Below are 17387 nucleotides of genomic sequence, written 5' to 3'. Positions count from 1 at the left end.
ACCCGAGGGAAGACCCACATGTCCACGACGGACGTCGCACCGCAGGCCACCGGGCAGCCCGACCCGGACGAGAAGAAGCTGTCCTCCACCCACGGCGGCGGAGGGTGGGGTGTGTGGGCCGAGCGGCTGGCGCTGCCGGTCGCCTGGCTCGCGCTGATCGTCGTCTTCGGCGTCGCCACCCCGGAGACGTTCCTGACCTGGGCCAACGTCTCGAACGTGCTCAGCGCCCAGGTGGTGCTGCTGGTCCTGGCGCTGGCCGCGCTGATGCCGTCGTTCGTGGGGGACTTCGACCTGTCCCTCGGCGGGATCATGGGCCTGACGGCGATGACCGCCGGGGTGCTCAACGTCCAGCACGGGGTGGGCATCTGGACGGCGTGCCTGATCGGCGTGGTCGTCGCCGTGGTGGCCGGTGCGCTCAACGGGCTGTTCGTCGTCCACTTCGACACCGACCCGCTCATCGTCACCCTCGGCATGGGCACGGTCTTCACCGGCGCGATCTTCTGGCTCGCCGGCTCGAACACGATCGTCGGCATCGACCGGGCGCTGTCCACGGCGACGTTCACCACCCGCCTGTTCGGGCTGTCGTTCGAGTTCTGGTACGCGCTCGTCCTGCTGCTGGTCGTCTGGTATGTCTCCTCGTTCACCCCGATCGGGCTGCGGGCGCTGTTCGTCGGCCAGTCGCGCGACGTCGCCCGGCTCAGCGGCATCCGGGTGAACCGGCTGCGCTGGGGCGGCTTCGTGCTCGGCGGCCTCGTGGCGGGGCTCGCCGGCGTGCTGTTCCTGGGCACGACCGGCTCGGCCGACCCCACGGCCACCGGCGGCTTCCTGCTCCCGGCCTACGCGGCGGTGTTCCTCGGGGCGACCAGCATCAAGCCCGGCCGGTTCAACGCGATCGGCACCGGTATCGCGGTGTTCTTCCTGGCCACCGGGGTCAACGGGCTGCAGCTGCTCGGCGCGCAGAACTACGTCCAGCAGCTGTTCTACGGCGCCGCGCTGGTGGTCGCGGTCGTGCTCTCCCGGCAGCTGCGCCGCCGGCGCTGACCGGGCCCGGGGTCAGCCGGGCAGGTCGGCGACGAGCACGAGCGTCCCGGGCACCAGCGCGCCGCGCTCGGGCGACCACTGGCCCCAGGTCTGCGTCCGGCCCGGCGTCCACTCGGGTTCCAGCAGGTCGGTGAGCCGGAAGCCGGCGCCGACCACCGCCCGCACCCAGTCGCCGACGGTCCGGTGGTGCTCGACGTAGACGGTGCGCCCGGCCTCGTCGGTCTCGACGTAGGGGCGCCGGTCGAAGTAGGAGGCGACGACCCGCAGGTCGTCGGGGTCGGGGGTGTCGGGCAGCGGCCAGCGCATCGGGTGGTTCACCGAGGCGACGAACCGCCCGCCCGGCCGCAGCACCCGGGCCACCTCGGCGAGCACCGCCTGCGCATCGGCGACGAACGGCAGCCCGCCGAACGCCGAGCAGGCCAGGTCGACGCTCGCGTCGGCGAGCGGGATCCGGCCGGCGTCGGCCTGGAACAGCGGCACGTCGACGCCGGTCGCCCGGTTGAGCTCCGCCGCCCGGGCGAGCATCCCGCCGGACACGTCGAAGGCCACCGGGACGGCGCCGGCGGTGCGCAGCCAGCGGGAGCAGGGCGCCGAGCCGCAGCCGACCTCGAGCACCCGCCGTCCGGCGACGTCGCCGAGCAGGTGCGCGTCGGCCTCGCGCAGCCCCTCCGGGCACCAGAGGAAGTCGACGTCGCCGAGGTCGTCGCCGTGCTCGGCGAGGTAGGCGGGCGCGGCGGCGTCCCACCACCCCCGGTTGGCCCGGGCGGACTCGTCGGCCCCGGCCGGACGGCGGGCGACACCACCCGCCGCGGGGTACCCGTCGGACGCCAGCGGGAGACCGGGGGCGGAGGAGGAGGGTCCGGAGGAGCTGCTCATGACACGCCGATCGTGACACGCCGCCCGGGCCCCGGCGGCCGGGCACCCAGGTGGACCCGTACCCTCCGGCGTCCGTACCATGGAATGGCGCCAGGGGTGTGGTGTGTTCTCTCCGCAGTCGGAGGGAGTCCCCCTCGACCCCTCCCGTGGCACCTCCCGATGACCCGTCCGGGTCACCGGTCCCTACGCACCCCCCGTCCGGAGCACTCGACCACATGACCTCCACCCAGGTCCGTCCCGACAGCACCCCCCAGATCGCCGTGAACGACATCGGCACGGCCGAGGACTTCCTCGCGGCGATCGACCAGACGATCAAGTACTTCAACGACGGCGACATCGTCGAAGGCGTCATCGTCAAGGTCGACCGGGACGAGGTGCTGCTGGACATCGGCTACAAGACCGAGGGCGTCATCCCCTCGCGTGAGCTGTCCATCAAGCACGACGTCGACCCGACCGAGGTCGTCCACGTCGGCGACGAGGTGGAAGCCCTGGTCCTCCAGAAGGAGGACAAGGAAGGGCGTCTGATCCTGTCCAAGAAGCGCGCGCAGTACGAGCGCGCCTGGGGCACGATCGAGGCCAAGAAGGAAGCCGACGAGGTCGTCACCGGCACCGTCATCGAGGTCGTCAAGGGCGGCCTCATCCTCGACATCGGCCTGCGCGGGTTCCTCCCCGCCTCACTGGTCGAGATGCGCCGCGTCCGCGACCTCCAGCCCTACGTGGGCCGCGAGCTCGAGGCGAAGATCATCGAGCTCGACAAGAACCGCAACAACGTCGTGCTGTCCCGCCGGCAGTGGCTGGAGCAGACCCAGTCCGAGGTCCGCAGCGAGTTCCTCAACAAGCTCGCCAAGGGCCAGGTCCGCACGGGCGTCGTCTCCTCGATCGTCAACTTCGGTGCGTTCGTGGACCTGGGCGGCGTCGACGGCCTGGTGCACGTCTCCGAGCTGTCCTGGAAGCACATCGACCACCCGTCCGAGGTCGTCGAGGTCGGCCAGGAGGTCACCGTCGAGGTCCTCGACGTCGACCTGGACCGTGAGCGGGTCTCGCTGTCGCTGAAGGCGACGCAGGAGGACCCGTGGCGTCAGTTCGCCCGGACCCACCAGATCGGCCAGGTCGTGCCCGGCAAGGTCACCAAGCTGGTGCCCTTCGGTGCGTTCGTCCGCGTCGACGAGGGCATCGAGGGCCTGGTCCACATCTCCGAGCTGGCCGAGCGCCACGTGGAGATCCCGGAGCAGGTCGTCCAGGTCGGCGACGAGCTGCTGGTCAAGGTCATCGACATCGACCTGGACCGCCGCCGCATCTCGCTGTCGCTGAAGCAGGCCAACGAGGGCGTCGTCGGCGACGAGGAGCAGTTCGACCCGGCCGCCTACGGCATGGCCGCCTCGTACGACGAGCAGGGCAACTACATCTACCCCGAGGGCTTCGACCCGGAGACCGGCGAGTGGCTCGAGGGCTACGACGAGGCCCGCGAGACGTGGGAGCGGCAGTACGCCGAGGCCCAGGCCCGCTTCGAGGCGCACCGCAAGCAGATCGCCGCGGCCCGCGAGGCCGACGCCGAGGCTGCGGCCGGTGGCAGCTACAGCAGCGAGCCGGCCGCGCCGGAGACCGGCACGGGCGGTGGCACGCTGGCGTCGGACGAGGCGCTGGCCGCCCTCCGCGCCAAGCTCGCCGGCGGGGAGTGACCTCTCCGCTCCGCTGAGCTGCTCGGCCGAGCAGCGCTGCAGCACCTGACAGTGGCCGTCCACCCTCCGGGGTGGGCGGCCACTGCCGCGTCCGGAGGAGGGCGGTGAAGGGCAGGGCCCCGCCGACCACGTGGTCGGCGGGGCCCTGCCCGGAGGTGCGCGCGGGCCGGTGCCCGGTACGTCCGTGACCGGGTCAGCGCGAGGTCGTCCGTGACCTGGCTGCCGTGGGCCGCGCGCGAGCGCGGGGAGCGCTCAGAGGCTCAGGATGATGGCGAACGCGCTGCGTGGGCGACCGCCGGCGTTGGCCAGGAAGTCCCAGGTGTGCCGGCCCGCGGGAGCGGTCGGGAGGAGCGCCCGGAGGAGTGCCGCACCCAGGCCACCGCGCTGCTTCTGCTGCAGGCGCTCGCGGACGGCGGGCAGGTCGGCGCAGCGCACCCCGGACGGACGGTCGGTCCGGTGCCGGCCGCGGCGCTGACCGACGGTCGTCGCGGGCACGTCGGCGAGCTGGGATCGGGACATCGTCGGGTCACACCTCTCTTGCTGCTGTGGCGGGGGAGGTCCACCGGGACGAAAGCTAATTCGTGGGACAGCTGTGACTGGTGCGACGCGCCGGTGCCGCGCCCGCCGTGACCTTCCCGAGACCTCCGGGCACCGCTCGTCCTCACTGTCCGTACCCGCTCGCTCCGGCCCTCCTGCGGGGGCCCGGCGCGAGTGCCAGGGGGCAGGAAGGTCCGGTGACTAGGGTCGTGCCGTGCTGAGGATCGGGCTGACCGGCGGCATCGGGTCGGGCAAGAGCACCGTGGCCGCGCTGCTCGCCGAACGCGGTGCCCTGGTGGTGGACGCCGACCGGATCGCCCGGGAGGTGGTCGAGCCGGGCACCCCGGGGCTGGCCGCCGTCGTCGAGGCGTTCGGGGACGGCGTGCTGACCGCCGACGGGGCGCTGGACCGGCCGGCGCTCGCGGCGATCGTCTTCGCCGACCCGGCGGCCCGCGCCCGGCTGGACGGCATCGTCCACCCGCTGGTGCGCGCCCGCGCCGCCGAGCTGACCGCGCAGGCGCCGGCTGACGGCATCGTCGTCCAGGACGTGCCGCTGCTGGTGGAGACCGGGCAGGCCGGCAGCTTCGACCTGGTGCTGGTCGTGGAGACCGACCTGGAGACCCGGGTGCGCCGCCTGGTCGGCCGCGGGCTGGCCGAGGCCGACGCCCGGGCCCGGATCGCCAGCCAGGCCACCGACGAGCAGCGCCGCGCGGTCGCCGACGCGGTGCTCACCAACGACGGCGACCGCGACGGGCTGGCGGCTCAGGTCGACCGGTTCTGGGCCGAGCGGGTGGCGGGCGCCGCCGACCGATGAGTTCGGCGTCCGGCGGGCGTCCTCCCTGCAGTGCGGGCGACCGGCGTCCGCCGACGAGAGGACCCGCGATGCCCGTCGCGCCGATCATCCCCAACCTCTGGTTCGACACCCAGGCCGAGGAGGCCGCCGAGTTCTACTGCTCGGTGTTCCCGAACTCCCGCATCGTCTCGGTCGCCCGCTACACCGACCTGGGCCCCGGGCCGGCCGGCAGCGTGATGACCGTCGAGTTCGAGCTGGACGGCCAGCGCTTCGTCGGCATCAACGGCGGGCCGGTGTTCACGTTCTCCGAGGCCGTCTTCTTCCAGATCACCTGCGCCGACCAGGCCGAGCTGGACCGGTACTGGGACGCGCTGCTCGCCGACGGGGGAGTGGAGAGCGAGTGCGGCTGGCTCAAGGACCGCTACGGGCTGTCCTGGCAGGTCGTGCCGGAGGGCATGGAGGAGCTGTTCGCCGACCCCGACCCCGCGCGGGTCCGCCGGGCGGTCCAGGCGATGTTCGGCATGCGCAAGCTGGACGTCGCCGCCCTGCGCGCCGCCGCGGACGGTGTGCCCGTCGGGTGAGCGGGTCCGAGGGACGACGAAGGCCCCAGGTCGGTGGACCTGGGGCCTTCGTCGTGCGTGGGCGATACTGGGATCGAACCAGTGACCTCTTCCGTGTCAGGGAAGCGCGCTACCGCTGCGCCAATCGCCCGTGTCCGTCTCCCCGCCGACTTCCCGTGGGGGAGCGCCGAGGTGGAGACGGGATTTGAACCCGTGTAGACGGCTTTGCAGGCCGTTGCCTCGCCTCTCGGCCACTCCACCGCACGCCGGGCGCCGGTCGATGACCAGCGCCCGGGAGTTCCGAGCGGACGACGGGATTCGAACCCGCGACCCTCACCTTGGCAAGGTGATGCTCTACCACTGAGCCACGTCCGCGTGCTGGACCAGGTCCGCGCAACGGGGAGAACTCTAGCGGATCCCGTTCCGCCGCCGGTCACCACCCCCCGGTGCCCGCGGGGCACCGAAGGACCCCGTGGAACGAGAAAGGCCCCAGGTCGGTGGACCTGGGGCCTTCGTGGTGCGTGGGCGATACTGGGATCGAACCAGTGACCTCTTCCGTGTCAGGGAAGCGCGCTACCGCTGCGCCAATCGCCCGTGTCCGTCTCCCCGTCGACTTCCCGTGGGGGAGCGCCGAGGTGGAGACGGGATTTGAACCCGTGTAGACGGCTTTGCAGGCCGTTGCCTCGCCTCTCGGCCACTCCACCGCACGCCGGGCGCCGGTCGATGACCAGCGCCCGGGAGTTCCGAGCGGACGACGGGATTCGAACCCGCGACCCTCACCTTGGCAAGGTGATGCTCTACCACTGAGCCACGTCCGCGCTGCGGACCAGGTCCGCGGTGCAGGAAGAACACTAACCGACGGGTCCCCCCGCTCCAACACCGGGGGTCCGCCCGGTGGCCGGCGGGGGTGACGCCGCAGGTCAGCGCCCCCGCGTCAGTGCGCCGAGGGGTTGTCCGAGCCGCCGTCGTGCAGCAGGGCGAGCAGCTCGGCGTCGACGTGCAGCGCGTCGCTCTCGGTGCCTGCGGGGACCAGGCGCTCGGTCTCCCGCAGGAAGTCGTCGACGACGCTGCTCGACAGCTCGAACAGCGCCTCGCCCGACGGGGCGCGCAGCTGCAGGTAGAGGACGTCGAGCGCGGCCCGCGCGGGCCAGATCCGCACGTCGCCGTCGCCGACCGGGGCGCTCAGCCCGGCGCGCAGCAGCTCCCGGCTCAACAGCCACTCCACACCGCCGTCGTCCTCGGCGTCCACGGCGTCCTCGAAGCCGGGGTCGCGCTCGTCGGCGGTGTCGTCGCCGAAGCGCACGCGGACGGCGAACGGGTCGGTCGAGTCGTAGACGAGGGCCGCCGGGACGGCGGTCCACGACTGGGGGCCGACCAGGTGGAGCGTCGTGCGGGCAGTGCAACCGGACCGGGGAGAGCGCGCCATGTCCTGTTAACGACCCAGTTCGACCCCAAGTCACGCATGACTTCGGCGTGTCGCGCCTCATTCGCACCGCGAGTCACACGGGCACCACCCGGCGCAGTCGACCTGGGGCGGAGGAGCGCGGGGAACCGGGGCTGCCGGGATGAACCGGATGGGTTGGGCGCGACGAAGACCGCGTGTGACGATGGGCCTCGTGAGTCGACCGACCCGGCAGGAGGACGGCGCGGCGGACGCCGAGCTGCTCTCCCGGGTGGCCGCCGGCGACCGCCGCGCGGTCGATGACCTGTACCAGCGCTTCCGGCGTCCGGCCTTCGCGCTCGCGCGGCGGGTGCTGGCCGACGACACCCTCGCCGAGGACGTGCTGCAGGACGTCTTCCTCAGCATCTGGCGCGACCCGTCCGGCTTCGACCGGGCGCGGGGGAGCGCGGCGTCCTGGGTGCTGACCCTGGTGCACCACAAGGCGGTCGACGCCGTGCGGCGCGAGGAGTCGCACCGGCGGCGCCGGGCGCGCGCCGAGGACGAGCTCGCCCTCGCCGCCCCCGTGCAGGAGGCGGAGGTGGACGACGAGGTGTCCGGTCGGCTCGAGGCCGACCGGGTGCGGACGGCGCTGCGCGGGCTCCCCGACGCCCAGCGCGAGGCGCTCGCCCTGGCCTACTACGGCGGCTACACCCAGCGGGAGGTGGCCGCGCTGACCGGCGCCCCGCTGGGCACCGTCAAGACGCGGATGCTCGCGGGCATGCGCCGGCTCAAGGACGCCCTCGACGGCGTGCCCGGCTCCCAGCCCGCCGGGGGGAGTGCCCGGTGAGCGCACCGACCGGACGTCCCGGCCCCGCCGGGCACGAGCAGTTCGAGGAGCTCGCCGTCGGCTGGGCGCTGCACGCGCTCGAGCCGGAGGACGAGGCCCTCTTCGCGGCCCACCTGGGCGGCTGCGCCCAGTGCACGCGGACCGTCGCCGACACCCAGGAGGTGATGGCGGCGCTGGCCTCGGACCTGCCGGAGGCAGAGCCGTCCGACGGGCTGCGCGACCGGCTGCGCGCCGCGGTGGAGGAGACCGAGCAGCAGTCGGCGGCTCCGCCCTCCCCGGTGCCGCCGGCCGTGCCGTCGAACCGGCCGTCGAACCGGCCGTCGACCCCGCCGGCTGCGCCGCGCACGGGCCCGGCCCGGCCTTCGTCCGCGCCGGTGCCCGGTCCGGGCGCCCTCGACGGTCTGCACCGCCCCCGCCCCCCGCGCGACCCGGACCTGCGCCCGGCCTGGCGGCGGGTGCTGCCCGGCGCCCTGGTGGCCGCCGCGGTGGCGGCGATCCTGGCGCTGGGCACCTGGAACGTCGTGATCGCCGGTGACCGGGACGCCGCCGAGGCGACGGCCGCCCGGCAGGAGCAGGTGCTGCGCGCGGTGCTGCAGGACGGCCCGGCGACGGTCGCCCCGCTGAGCGACCCCGAGGAGCCCGACGGGCCCCCGGTGGCCACCGTCGTCGCCCGGCGCGACGGGGTGCAGGTGGTGTCCAACGGGCTCGCGGTCAACGACCAGCGCGACGCCGTGTACGTGCTGTGGGGGATCGGCGACGAGTCGCCCGTCGCCCTCGGGACGTTCGACGTGGTCTCTCCCCGGATCGACCTCCGGACCGTAGGCTCGTCGGCGGCCGGGTCCGACGACTTCGACAGCTACGGCATCAGCCGCGAGCCCGGCCGGCAGGCTCCGTCGGCACCGACGGACATCGTCGCGACCGGGCAGGTGACCAGCTGAGCGGAACAGACACCCTGGCAGGCGAACCGCCGCTCGGTCCCGGGGCCCCCGTGCCGGCCACCGGATCGGCAGGGGAGGGCCCGGCGCAGGTGGAGGAGCACGTCCCGCACGGCCTCCGCGAGCGCGTGGCCGACACCCAGTGGCGGCGGCGGCTGGCCCGCAGCCGCACCGTCGACACCGCCTACCGGGTCGCGGTCGGCGTCGTGGGCGCGGTCGTGGTCGCCTTCGGGCTGGTCACCATCCCCCTGCCCGGCCCCGGCTGGCTGACCGTCATCGCCGGTCTGTTCGTGCTGGCCACCGAGTTCACCTGGGCCGAGCGGCTGCTGGAGTTCACCCGCCGCAACGTGCGCCGGTGGACCGAGTGGCTGGGCCGCCAGCCGCTGCTCGTGCGGCTCGCCGTGGGCCTGGTGACGCTCGCCTTCGTGGTCGCCGCCCTCGAGGTCGCGCTGCACGTCCTCGGCGTTCCGGGGTGGGTGCCGGGGTGGGTGCCGCTGTGGCGGTGACCATCCCCTAGACTCTGTCCTGCACGGGCGATTGGCTCAGTGGTAGAGCGCTTCGTTCACACCGAAGAGGTCACTGGTTCGAACCCAGTATCGCCCACCTCCGACGGCCCCCGACCTGATCAGGTCGGGGGCCGTCGCCGTTCCTGGGCCGTTTGCGAGCATGGCGCCGTGACCATCCCCGGGCCCGACGGGTACACCCTCCGCGCCATCGCCGAGCTGGCGGCCGGCCTCGAGGCCGGTGCCGAGCTGGACGCCGCGTACGCGGTGGTCAGCGATCTGGCCGCGCACGCCTTCGGCGCCGGCTGGCAGGCCTGGTACGTCGAGGCCCTCGACGCCGAGGGCGACCCGGACGGCGTCCGGTTGCTCGCCGACGACGACCTCGCCGACCGCGTCCTCGCCCGGCTGCACGAGCGGATGCGCGCGGCCGCCGACGAGGACCCCGGTGCGCCGCCGGCCCCGGAGACCGAGCTGGTCTGGTCGGCCAGCTCACCGCGCCGCACCCGGGAGCGGCTCCGCCGGGCGGTCTCGATGCTGCAGCCGCGCCGTCCGGACGTCGCGGGGGAGCGGCGGCGCCGGGAGCGCGACTGACCGATCGCGGGGACACTCGGCAGGTGTGCAGCCCGACCGCGCCGCCCGGCTGACCGCGGCGATGCACCGCGACGGGCCCACCTGCATCTGGTGCGCCCGGGAGCTCGGCGGGCAGGTCCGGGCCACCACCGAGCACGTCGTCCCCCGGGTCAAGGGCGGCCCGTCGTGGCTGGAGAACGAGGTGGCCGCCTGCGGTCGCTGCAACGGCGCCCGCGGCCACGCCGGCCCGGTCGACTGGCTGGAGGAGTGCCGGCGCCGCGGCTGGCAGCCCGACGAGGAGCGGCTGGTCCGGGTGCTCACCGCGCTGGCGGCGGCGATCGCCGTCCGCGGCGGGCAGCGGCGCGCCCGGCCCTACCTGGACGCCCAGCTGCGCCGGCTGCGGCGCCGCGGGCTGGCCGCGTGACCCGGCGGTAGCGTCGGCACCATGACCAGCGAGCGCGTGGGCACCGTCGACCAGGTCTCCGTCTACCCGGTGAAGTCCCTCGGCGGGCGCACCGTGGCCGAGGCCCGGGTCGAGCCGGCCGGGCTGGTCGGCGACCGCGCCTACCGGGTGGTCGACGCCGGCAGCGGTGAGCAGGTGACCGTCAAGAGCACCCCCGCGATGCGCGAGGTCGTGGCCACCGGCGACCTCGAGGCCGACACGATCACGCTCACCGAGGTGCTCGGCCGGCCGGTGCGGCTGGACCGGGCCGACGCGCCGCAGGTCGACGCCGCGGCCGTGCACCTGGTCTCCCGGCAGGCCATCGACCGCGCCGAGGCCGGCGACGTCCCCGAGGGCTGCTCGGCCGACGACCCCCGCGCGAACCTGCTGCTCTCGCTGCCCGGTGACGGCGACGAGCGGGCGTGGGTCGGCCGGCGGGTGCGCGTGGGCGAGGTCGAGCTCGAGGTGGTCCGGACGCCGAAGCACTGCCTGGGCGTCTACGCCGAGGTGCGGGTGCCCGGCCGGGTGGCCGCCGGCGACCCGGTCCAGCTGCTCGGCTGACCGGCTCCCGGGCGGTAGCGTGCCGCCCGTGCGTCGCCGGACCGGTGCCCTGCTGCTCGGTCCCGTGCTGCTCGGCGGTCCGCTGCTCGCCGGGTGCGGGCCGGGCGCCGCGCCGTCCACCGCACCCGCGCCGGTTCCCCCGCCGGTCACCTCGCCGGCGCCGGGCTCCCCGCCCGCGCCGCGGTCGTTCACCCTGGTCGCCACCGGTGACGTGCTCGTGCACCAGGGCGGCTCGCTGACCGCCGGTGCGCGGCAGCCCGACGGCACCTACGACTTCACCGGCGTCTACGCCGGGATCGCGCCCGTGCTGCAGGCCGCCGACCTCGCGATCTGCCACCTGGAGACCCCGGTCGCCCCGGCGGGGGGCCCGTACTCCGGCTACCCGGCGTTCGCGGTGCAGCCGGAGATCGTCGACGCGCTGGCCGGCGCCGGCTACGACCTGTGCTCGACGGCGTCCAACCACTCGCTGGACGCCGGGCGCGACGGGCTGGTGCGCACCCTGGACGCCCTCGACGCGGCCGGCATCGCGCACGCGGGCACCCACCGCGGGCCCGGCGAACCACCGACGGTGGTCGACGTCGGCGGGGTCCGGGTCGGTTCGGTGTCGGCGACCTTCTCGCTCAACGGCGTGCCGCTGCCCCCCGGGGCGCCGTGGGCCGTCGACACCGCCGCGGTGCCCGACGTCCGCGGGGTGCTCGCCGACGCCGCCGCGGCCCGCGCGGCCGGCGCGCGGGTCGTCGTCGTCAGCCTGCACTGCTGCCGGGAGTACGACCACGAGCCCACCGCCGCCCAGCAGCAGGCCGTGCACGCGCTGCTCGCCTCGCCCGACGTGGACCTGGTGCTCGGCCACCACGCGCACGTCGTGCAGCCCGCCGAGCGGGTGGGGGAGAAGTGGGCGTTCTACGGCCTGGGCAACTCCCTCGCCCAGCACAGCACCCGCGGCCAGGACACCGAGGACTCGGTGATCGCCCGGGTCACCTTCACCGAGCAGCCCGACGGCCGGTTCACCGCGACGGCGGCGGAGGCGGTGCCGGTGCGGATCGACCTGGGCGCCGACGCCGTCCGGCTGCTGCCCGCCGACTCGGCCACCACCGAGCGGGTCACCGCGGTGCTCGACGCGCGAGGTGCGGCCGCCGCCGGGCTCGTGGTCGTCCCTGGCTGACCGGTCCGGGCGCAGCGGGCCATTAGGCTCGGACGCGCACACGTCGTGTCAAGCGACGCCCATCCGCTCGACCCCAGGAGTTGCTCGTGTCCGCGCCGCCCTCGCCGTCCACCGCCACCACGGTCCTGGTGCCGGCCGGGACGACGGCCCAGCAGGCGCTCAAGGACGCCGGGGTCCCGCTCAAGGGGGCCGACGGCGCCGTCGTCGTCCGCGACACCGCCACCGGCGACCTCAAGGACCTCGCCTGGGCGCCGGACGCCGACGCCGAGGTCGAGCCGGTCATCGCCGCCAGCCCCGAGGGCCGCGCGGTGATCCGGCACTCGACCGCGCACGTCCTCGCGCAGGCCGTGCAGGACCTGTTCCCCGGCACCCGGCTGGGCATCGGCCCGCCGGTGGAGAACGGCTTCTACTACGACTTCGACCCCGAGCGGCCGTTCACCCCGGAGGACCTGCAGGCGCTGGAGAAGCGCATGCAGGCGATCGTCAAGCAGGGGCAGCACTTCAGCCGCCGGGAGATCAGCGACGACGACGCCCGCGCGGAGCTGGCGCACGAGCCGTACAAGCTCGAGCTGATCGGCCTCAAGGGGGGTGCCGGCGACGCGGCCGAGGGCGCGGACGTCGAGGTCGGCGGCGCGCAGCTGACCATGTACGACAACCTCGACCCGCGCACCGGCGAGCGGCTGTGGACCGACCTGTGCCGCGGCCCGCACGTGCCGCGGACCTCGAGCATCCCGGCGTTCAGCCTGACCCGCAGCGCCGCCGCCTACTGGCGCGGCAGCGAGAAGAACCCGCAGCTGCAGCGGGTCTACGGCACCGCCTGGGAGAGCAAGGACGCCCACAAGGCCCATCTCGAGCAGCTGGCCGAGGCCGAGCGGCGCGACCACCGCCGGCTGGGCGTGGAGCTCGACCTGTTCAGCTTCCCCGACGAGATCGGCTCCGGGCTGGCCGTGTTCCACCCCAAGGGCGGGGTGGTCAAGCGGGAGATGGAGGACTACGTCCGCCGCCGTCACATCGAGGAGGGGTTCGACTACGTCGGCACCCCGCACATCACCAAGGCGCACGTCTTCGAGCTGTCCGGCCACCTGCCGTACTACGCCGACACCATGTTCCCGCCGATGGAGCTGGAGAACGCGCAGTACTACCTCAAGGCCATGAACTGCCCGATGCACAACCTGATCTTCCGGTCGCGCGGGCGGTCCTACCGCGAGCTGCCGCTGCGCTTCTTCGAGTTCGGGTCGGTGTACCGGTACGAGAAGTCCGGCGTCGTGCACGGCCTCACCCGCGTGCGCGGCCTCACCCAGGACGACTCGCACAGCTACGTCACCCCCGAGCAGGCGCCCGGTGAGATCCGGCACCTGCTGGCGTTCGTGCTGGGGCTGCTGCGCGACTTCGGCCTGGACGACTACTACCTGGAGCTGTCCACCCGCGGCGACGACCCGGCCAAGCAGTCGAAGTTCGTCGGGTCCGACGAGGACTGGGCGAAGGCGACCGCGGTGCTGGAGGAGGCAGCCCGGGAGACCGGGCTGGAGCTGCGGCCCGACCCGGGCGGCGCGGCCTTCTACGGGCCGAAGATCTCCGTCCAGGCCCGGGACGCGATCGGCCGCACCTGGCAGATGTCGACCATCCAGTACGACTTCAACCAGCCGGCCGGCTTCGGCCTGGAGTTCAGCGCGGCCGACGGCACCCGGCAGCAGCCGGTGATGATCCACTCGGCGAAGTTCGGCTCGATCGAGCGGTTCTTCGGCGTGCTCACCGAGCACTACGCCGGCGCCTTCCCCGCGTGGCTCGCGCCGGTGCAGGTGACCGCCATCCCGGTCACCGACGAGCAGGTGCCCTACCTGCGGGACGTCGCCCTGCAGCTGCGGCAGCGCGGGATCCGGGTGGAGGTCGACGACTCCGACGACCGGATGCAGAAGAAGATCCGCACCGCCAGCAAGCAGAAGGTGCCGTTCGTGCTGATCGCCGGAGCCACGGACGCCGAGGCGGGCGCGGTCTCCTTCCGCTACCGCGACGGCAGCCAGCGCAACGGCGTCCCGGTGGCCGAGGCCGTCGAGCAGGTCACCGCGTGGGTGGCCGCCCGGCACAACACCGACCCCACCGCCGAGCCGGCCCAGTGACGCAGGGGGGCAGGGCGGGGGAGCAGGCAGAGCTGCGGGTCCCCGTCGACAACGACGACGGGGGCCCGTCGGCGGCGTTCGAGCACCTCTGGACGCCGTACCGGATGGCCTACATCCGCGGCGAGAACAAGCCGGTCACCAGCGCCGCCGAGGACTGCCCGTTCGACCGCATCCCGCAGCTGACCGACGCCGAGGGCCTGGTCGTGGCGCGCGGGGAGTCCGTCTACGCGGTGCTCAACCTGTACCCGTACAACGCCGGCCACCTGATGGTGGTCCCGTACCGGCACGTGCCCGACTACACCGACCTCACCAGCGCCGAGGTCGCCGAGTTCGGCTGGTTCACCCAGACGGCGATGCGGGTGGTGCGGCAGGTGTCCGGTGCGCACGGCTTCAACGTCGGCATGAACCAGGGCTCGGTCGCCGGGGCCGGCATCGCCGACCACCTGCACCAGCACGTCGTCCCCCGCTGGGGCGGCGACACCAACTTCATGCCCGTCGTCGGCCTCACCCGGGTGCTGCCCCAGGTGCTCACCGAGACCCGCGCGCTGCTGGCCGAGGCCTGGCCGCAGGGGCAGGGGGCCTGACGTGCTCGGCGCCAACCTGCGCCCTGCCGTCGGCCGGTTCTGGGCCCCGGTGGTGCGGTTCCTGGTCCGGGCCGGGGTGACCGCCAACGGCATCACGCTCACCGGCACCCTCGGCGCCGTGCTGTCCGCGGTGTTCCTCATCGGCAACGGCTGGCAGTTCTGGGGCGGCGTCGCGGTCACCCTGTTCGTGCTGCTGGACATGCTCGACGGGGCGCTCGCCCGGGCCCGTGGCGGCGGCTCGGTGTTCGGCGCGGTGCTCGACTCCACCGGAGACCGGGCCGCCGACGCGGCCATCTTCGCCGCGCTGGCCTGGTGGTACTCCGGCGAGGGCGACAACCGGCTCGTCGTGCTGCTGTCGCTGGTCTGCCTGGTGCTCGGCGTCCTCACCTCCTACGTGAAGGCCCGCGCCGAGGGCATGGGGCTGACCGCCGACGTGGGCATCGTCGAGCGCACCCCGCGGCTGATCCTCGTGCTGGTCGGCACCGGCTTCGCGGGGCTGGGCATCCCGTACGCGCTGCACGTGTGCCTGTGGGTGCTGCTGGTCGGCAGCGCGGTCACCGTCGGCCAGCGGTTCCACGCGGTGCACCAGCAGTCGCGCGGCCGCGCGCTCCCACCGTCCGGTCAGCCGACGCCGGCCGAACCGGCCCCGTGACCGTCGCGGTCGACCTGCGCGACCGGCTCGCCGACACCGGCTACGCGGCCGGCTGGCGGGCCGTCCGGCTGCTGCCCGAGCCGGTGGCCCGGGCCGCGTTCACCGGCGTCGGCGGCTGGGCGGCCGGCCGCGGCGGCCGGGGCGTGCGCCAGCTGCGGGCCAACCTGCGCGTGGCCACCGGCGGCCGGCTGGACGACGCCGCGCTGGACGACCTCACCCGGCGGGCGGTGCAGTCCTACGCCCGCTACTGGCAGGAGGCGTTCCGGCTGCCGGTGATGCGCACCGAGAGCGTGCTGCAGCGGTCGACGATGGTCGGCCGGGAGCACCTGGAGCGCGTGCGCGCCGAGGGCCGCCCGCTGGTCCTCGCGCTGCCGCACTCCGGGAACTGGGACGCCGCCGGTGTCTGGCTGCTGGACTGGCTGCAGGGACCCTTCATGACCGTCGCCGAGCGGCTGCGGCCCGAGTCGCTGTTCCGCCGGTTCGTCGAGTTCCGCGAGTCGCTGGGCATGCGGGTGGTGCCCCTCACCGGCGGCGAGCGCTCCAGCACCGCCGAGCTCACCGACTGGCTGCGGGCCGGCCGCTCGGCGTGCCTGCTCGTCGACCGGGACCTGGGCGGCAGCGGCCTGCCCGTCACCTTCTTCGGCCGGCCGGCCCGGATGCCCGGCGGCGCCGCGCTGCTGGCCGCGCAGACCGGGGCCGCCCTGGTGCCCGCCGTCTGCCAGTTCGCCGGCGACGGCTGGCGGTTCGTCGTCCACCCGGAGGTCCCGCTGGACGCCGGCACGCACGGCTCACCCCGGCTGCGCGACCGGGTCACCGGCGCGATGCAGCAGGTCGCGGCCGCCTTCGAGACCTCGATCGCCGCGCAGCCCGAGGACTGGCACGTGCTCGGCCGCATCTGGCCCGACGTCGGCCCGGACCCCCTGCCGGGGGAGCGCGGCTGATGCGCATCGGCCTGGTCTGCCCGTACCTGTGGGACGTCCCGGGCGGCGTCCAGTACCACGTGCGCGACCTGGCCGGGACGCTGCGCGCGATGGGCCACCACGTCGAGGTGCTCACCCCCGCCGAGCACGAGGACGCGCTGCCGCCCGGGGTCACCTACGCCGGCCGGGCGGTGCCGATCCCGTACAACGGCTCGATGGCCAGCGTGCAGTTCGGTCTGGTGTCGGCGGCGCGGGTGCGCCGCTGGCTGCGCGAGGGGCGGTTCGACGTCGTCCACGTGCACGAGCCGGCGCCGCCGTCGGTGTCGCTGCTGGTCTGCATGATCGCCAAGGGGCCGATCGTGGCGACCTTCCACGCGGCGACCACCCGGTCCAAGTGGCTGGCGGCCTGGGGCCCGTGGGTGCGGCCGTGGCTGGAGCGGATCAGCGGCCGGATCGCGGTCTCCGACTTCGCCCGCCGGGTGCAGGTCGAGCACCTCGGCGGCGACGCGGTCGTCATCCCCAACGGCGTGCACGTGCGCGCCTTCGCCGAGGGCCCGGCGCTGCCGGGCCGGCAGCGCGGGGGAGCGGCGCCCACCATCGGGTTCCTCGGCCGCTACGACGAGCCGCGCAAGGGCCTGCCGGTGCTGCTGGAGGCGATGGCCACCGTCGTCCGCGAGCACCCCGGCGCCCAGCTGCTGGTCGCCGGGCGGGGCGACCCCGACGAGCTGCACCGTCAGCTCCCCCCGGAGCTGGCCGGCGCGGTGACCGTGCTCGGCGTGCTCGACGAGGCGCAGAAGGCCGCGTTCCTCCGCTCGGTCGACGTCTACTGCGCGCCCAACCTGCTGGGCGAGAGCTTCGGGGTGGTCCTGCTGGAGGCGATGGCCGCCGGCGCCCCCGTGGTCGCCAGCGACCTGGACGCCTTCGCCCGGGTGCTGGAGGACGGCGCGGCCGGCGTGCTGGTGCGGCGCGGCGACGCGGCCGCCCTCGGCCGGGCGCTCGCCGACCTGCTGGCCGACCCGGTCCGTCGGGCCGAGCTCACCGCCGCCGGCGCGGCGGCGGTCGCCGGCTACGACTGGGACGTGCTGGCCCGGCGCATCCTCGCGGTCTACGAGACGGTGGCCGCCCCGGGCGGCAGCGGGGTGACCGCCAGCGCCGAGGACGACGCGGCGTTGTTCGGCCCCGGGACGTCGGGGCCCTTCCGCCGGCGGGTGCGGCGCTAGCCTGACT

General features: G+C 74.6%; 19 protein-coding genes and 7 tRNA genes. 17 read left to right on the top strand and 9 right to left on the bottom strand.

What is annotated here, in order from left to right:
- The first annotated feature begins 18 nt into the window (after positions 1-18).
- Positions 19-1041, top strand: a complete 1023-nt coding sequence (locus tag AB0J00_RS12640; RefSeq protein ID WP_357744638.1) for an ABC transporter permease — start codon at positions 19-21, stop codon at positions 1039-1041.
- 12 nt (positions 1042-1053) lie between these two features.
- On the opposite strand, the gene AB0J00_RS12635 is transcribed toward AB0J00_RS12640, so the two are convergent.
- Complete coding sequence (locus tag AB0J00_RS12635; RefSeq protein ID WP_357744635.1) at positions 1054-1917, bottom strand: class I SAM-dependent methyltransferase; 864 nt, start codon at positions 1915-1917, stop codon at positions 1054-1056.
- 215 nt (positions 1918-2132) lie between these two features.
- Between AB0J00_RS12635 and rpsA the strand changes: the two genes are divergently transcribed.
- Positions 2133-3596: a 30S ribosomal protein S1 gene (gene rpsA / locus AB0J00_RS12630; protein WP_357744632.1), complete on the top strand. Its 1464-nt coding sequence runs from the start codon at positions 2133-2135 to the stop codon at positions 3594-3596.
- A gap of 252 nt (positions 3597-3848) precedes the next feature.
- Here rpsA and AB0J00_RS12625 read toward each other — a convergent pair whose 3' ends face one another.
- Positions 3849-4115, bottom strand: a complete 267-nt coding sequence (locus AB0J00_RS12625; RefSeq protein ID WP_357744629.1) for a hypothetical protein — start codon at positions 4113-4115, stop codon at positions 3849-3851.
- 232 nt (positions 4116-4347) lie between these two features.
- Here AB0J00_RS12625 and coaE point away from each other — a divergent pair, with 232 nt between their 5' ends.
- A complete protein-coding gene (coaE, locus tag AB0J00_RS12620; protein ID WP_357744626.1) occupies positions 4348-4947 on the top strand; it encodes a dephospho-CoA kinase in 600 nt (199 codons plus the stop codon).
- Positions 4948-5015: 68 nt separating this feature from the next.
- Positions 5016-5507, top strand: coding sequence for a VOC family protein (locus AB0J00_RS12615; RefSeq protein WP_357744623.1), 492 nt, complete (start codon positions 5016-5018; stop codon positions 5505-5507).
- A gap of 58 nt (positions 5508-5565) precedes the next feature.
- On the opposite strand, the gene AB0J00_RS12610 is transcribed toward AB0J00_RS12615, so the two are convergent.
- From AB0J00_RS12610 to AB0J00_RS12580, 7 genes are all read right to left on the bottom strand, one after another.
- Positions 5566-5637, bottom strand: a tRNA-Val gene (locus tag AB0J00_RS12610).
- 39 nt (positions 5638-5676) lie between these two features.
- Positions 5677-5747, bottom strand: a tRNA-Cys gene (locus tag AB0J00_RS12605).
- Positions 5748-5789: 42 nt separating this feature from the next.
- A tRNA-Gly gene (locus tag AB0J00_RS12600) sits at positions 5790-5861 on the bottom strand.
- A 147-nt stretch (positions 5862-6008) separates the two neighbouring features.
- A tRNA-Val gene (locus AB0J00_RS12595) sits at positions 6009-6080 on the bottom strand.
- Between the two features lie 39 nt (positions 6081-6119).
- A tRNA-Cys gene (locus tag AB0J00_RS12590) sits at positions 6120-6190 on the bottom strand.
- Between the two features lie 42 nt (positions 6191-6232).
- Positions 6233-6304: transfer RNA gene (locus AB0J00_RS12585), tRNA-Gly, on the bottom strand.
- Between the two features lie 116 nt (positions 6305-6420).
- Positions 6421-6912 (bottom strand): SsgA family sporulation/cell division regulator, encoded by a 492-nt coding sequence (locus tag AB0J00_RS12580; protein ID WP_357744620.1) that lies wholly within the window; start codon positions 6910-6912, stop codon positions 6421-6423.
- Positions 6913-7093: 181 nt separating this feature from the next.
- On the opposite strand from AB0J00_RS12580, the gene AB0J00_RS12575 reads away from it, so the two are divergent.
- From AB0J00_RS12575 to AB0J00_RS12515, 13 genes are all read left to right on the top strand, one after another.
- The gene (locus tag AB0J00_RS12575) at positions 7094-7714 is read left to right on the top strand and encodes a sigma-70 family RNA polymerase sigma factor (protein WP_357744617.1); all 621 of its coding nucleotides are present in this window, start codon (positions 7094-7096) and stop codon (positions 7712-7714) included.
- Positions 7711-8652 carry an anti-sigma factor gene (locus AB0J00_RS12570; protein ID WP_357744614.1) on the top strand — a complete coding sequence of 314 codons (942 nt, stop codon included), beginning with the start codon at positions 7711-7713 and terminating at the stop codon, positions 8650-8652. The genes AB0J00_RS12575 and AB0J00_RS12570 overlap by 4 nt, the downstream gene beginning before the upstream one ends.
- A gap of 89 nt (positions 8653-8741) precedes the next feature.
- The gene (locus AB0J00_RS12565; protein WP_357744611.1) at positions 8742-9155 is read left to right on the top strand and encodes a TIGR02611 family protein; all 414 of its coding nucleotides are present in this window, start codon (positions 8742-8744) and stop codon (positions 9153-9155) included.
- Between the two features lie 25 nt (positions 9156-9180).
- Positions 9181-9252 (top strand) — tRNA-Val (locus tag AB0J00_RS12560).
- 71 nt (positions 9253-9323) lie between these two features.
- A complete protein-coding gene (locus AB0J00_RS12555; protein ID WP_357744608.1) occupies positions 9324-9743 on the top strand; it encodes a hypothetical protein in 420 nt (139 codons plus the stop codon).
- A gap of 25 nt (positions 9744-9768) precedes the next feature.
- Positions 9769-10146: an HNH endonuclease gene (locus AB0J00_RS12550; protein ID WP_357744605.1), complete on the top strand. Its 378-nt coding sequence runs from the start codon at positions 9769-9771 to the stop codon at positions 10144-10146.
- 21 nt (positions 10147-10167) lie between these two features.
- Positions 10168-10725, top strand: coding sequence for an MOSC N-terminal beta barrel domain-containing protein (locus AB0J00_RS12545; RefSeq protein ID WP_357744602.1), 558 nt, complete (start codon positions 10168-10170; stop codon positions 10723-10725).
- A gap of 28 nt (positions 10726-10753) precedes the next feature.
- Positions 10754-11887, top strand: coding sequence for a CapA family protein (locus AB0J00_RS12540; protein ID WP_357744598.1), 1134 nt, complete (start codon positions 10754-10756; stop codon positions 11885-11887).
- Between the two features lie 86 nt (positions 11888-11973).
- Entirely contained in the window at positions 11974-14004 is a 2031-nt protein-coding gene (gene thrS, locus AB0J00_RS12535; protein ID WP_357744595.1) for a threonine--tRNA ligase, read from the top strand.
- Positions 14001-14588 (top strand): HIT domain-containing protein, encoded by a 588-nt coding sequence (locus tag AB0J00_RS12530; RefSeq protein WP_357744592.1) that lies wholly within the window; start codon positions 14001-14003, stop codon positions 14586-14588. The genes thrS and AB0J00_RS12530 overlap by 4 nt, the downstream gene beginning before the upstream one ends.
- Before the next feature lies 1 nt (position 14589).
- Positions 14590-15240: a phosphatidylinositol phosphate synthase gene (pgsA, locus tag AB0J00_RS12525; protein ID WP_357744589.1), complete on the top strand. Its 651-nt coding sequence runs from the start codon at positions 14590-14592 to the stop codon at positions 15238-15240.
- Complete coding sequence (locus AB0J00_RS12520) at positions 15237-16181, top strand: phosphatidylinositol mannoside acyltransferase (RefSeq protein WP_357744586.1); 945 nt, start codon at positions 15237-15239, stop codon at positions 16179-16181. The genes pgsA and AB0J00_RS12520 overlap by 4 nt, the downstream gene beginning before the upstream one ends.
- Positions 16181-17380, top strand: coding sequence for a glycosyltransferase family 4 protein (locus tag AB0J00_RS12515; RefSeq protein WP_357744583.1), 1200 nt, complete (start codon positions 16181-16183; stop codon positions 17378-17380). The genes AB0J00_RS12520 and AB0J00_RS12515 overlap by 1 nt, the downstream gene beginning before the upstream one ends.
- Positions 17381-17387 lie beyond the last annotated feature (7 nt).

It is taken from the genome of Modestobacter sp. NPDC049651, from assembly GCF_040659695.1.
GTDB lineage: Bacteria > Actinomycetota > Actinomycetes > Mycobacteriales > Geodermatophilaceae > Modestobacter.
Note: the sequence above shows the minus strand (reverse complement) of the source record. Positions and strands in the feature narration are given on the sequence as shown.

What these genes read in the sequence shown, in the direction of transcription:
- AB0J00_RS12640 (WP_357744638.1), top strand. Translation starts at nt 19, where the DNA reads ATGTCCACGACGGACGTCGCACCGCAGGCCACCGGGCAGCCCGACCCG.
- AB0J00_RS12635 (WP_357744635.1), bottom strand. Translation starts at nt 1,917, where the DNA reads ATGAGCAGCTCCTCCGGACCCTCCTCCTCCGCCCCCGGTCTCCCGCTG.
- rpsA (WP_357744632.1), top strand. Translation starts at nt 2,133, where the DNA reads ATGACCTCCACCCAGGTCCGTCCCGACAGCACCCCCCAGATCGCCGTG.
- AB0J00_RS12625 (WP_357744629.1), bottom strand. Translation starts at nt 4,115, where the DNA reads ATGTCCCGATCCCAGCTCGCCGACGTGCCCGCGACGACCGTCGGTCAG.
- AB0J00_RS12615 (WP_357744623.1), top strand. Translation starts at nt 5,016, where the DNA reads ATGCCCGTCGCGCCGATCATCCCCAACCTCTGGTTCGACACCCAGGCC.
- AB0J00_RS12580 (WP_357744620.1), bottom strand. Translation starts at nt 6,912, where the DNA reads ATGGCGCGCTCTCCCCGGTCCGGTTGCACTGCCCGCACGACGCTCCAC.
- AB0J00_RS12575 (WP_357744617.1), top strand. Translation starts at nt 7,094, where the DNA reads ATGGGCCTCGTGAGTCGACCGACCCGGCAGGAGGACGGCGCGGCGGAC.
- AB0J00_RS12545 (WP_357744602.1), top strand. Translation starts at nt 10,168, where the DNA reads ATGACCAGCGAGCGCGTGGGCACCGTCGACCAGGTCTCCGTCTACCCG.
- AB0J00_RS12515 (WP_357744583.1), top strand. Translation starts at nt 16,181, where the DNA reads ATGCGCATCGGCCTGGTCTGCCCGTACCTGTGGGACGTCCCGGGCGGC.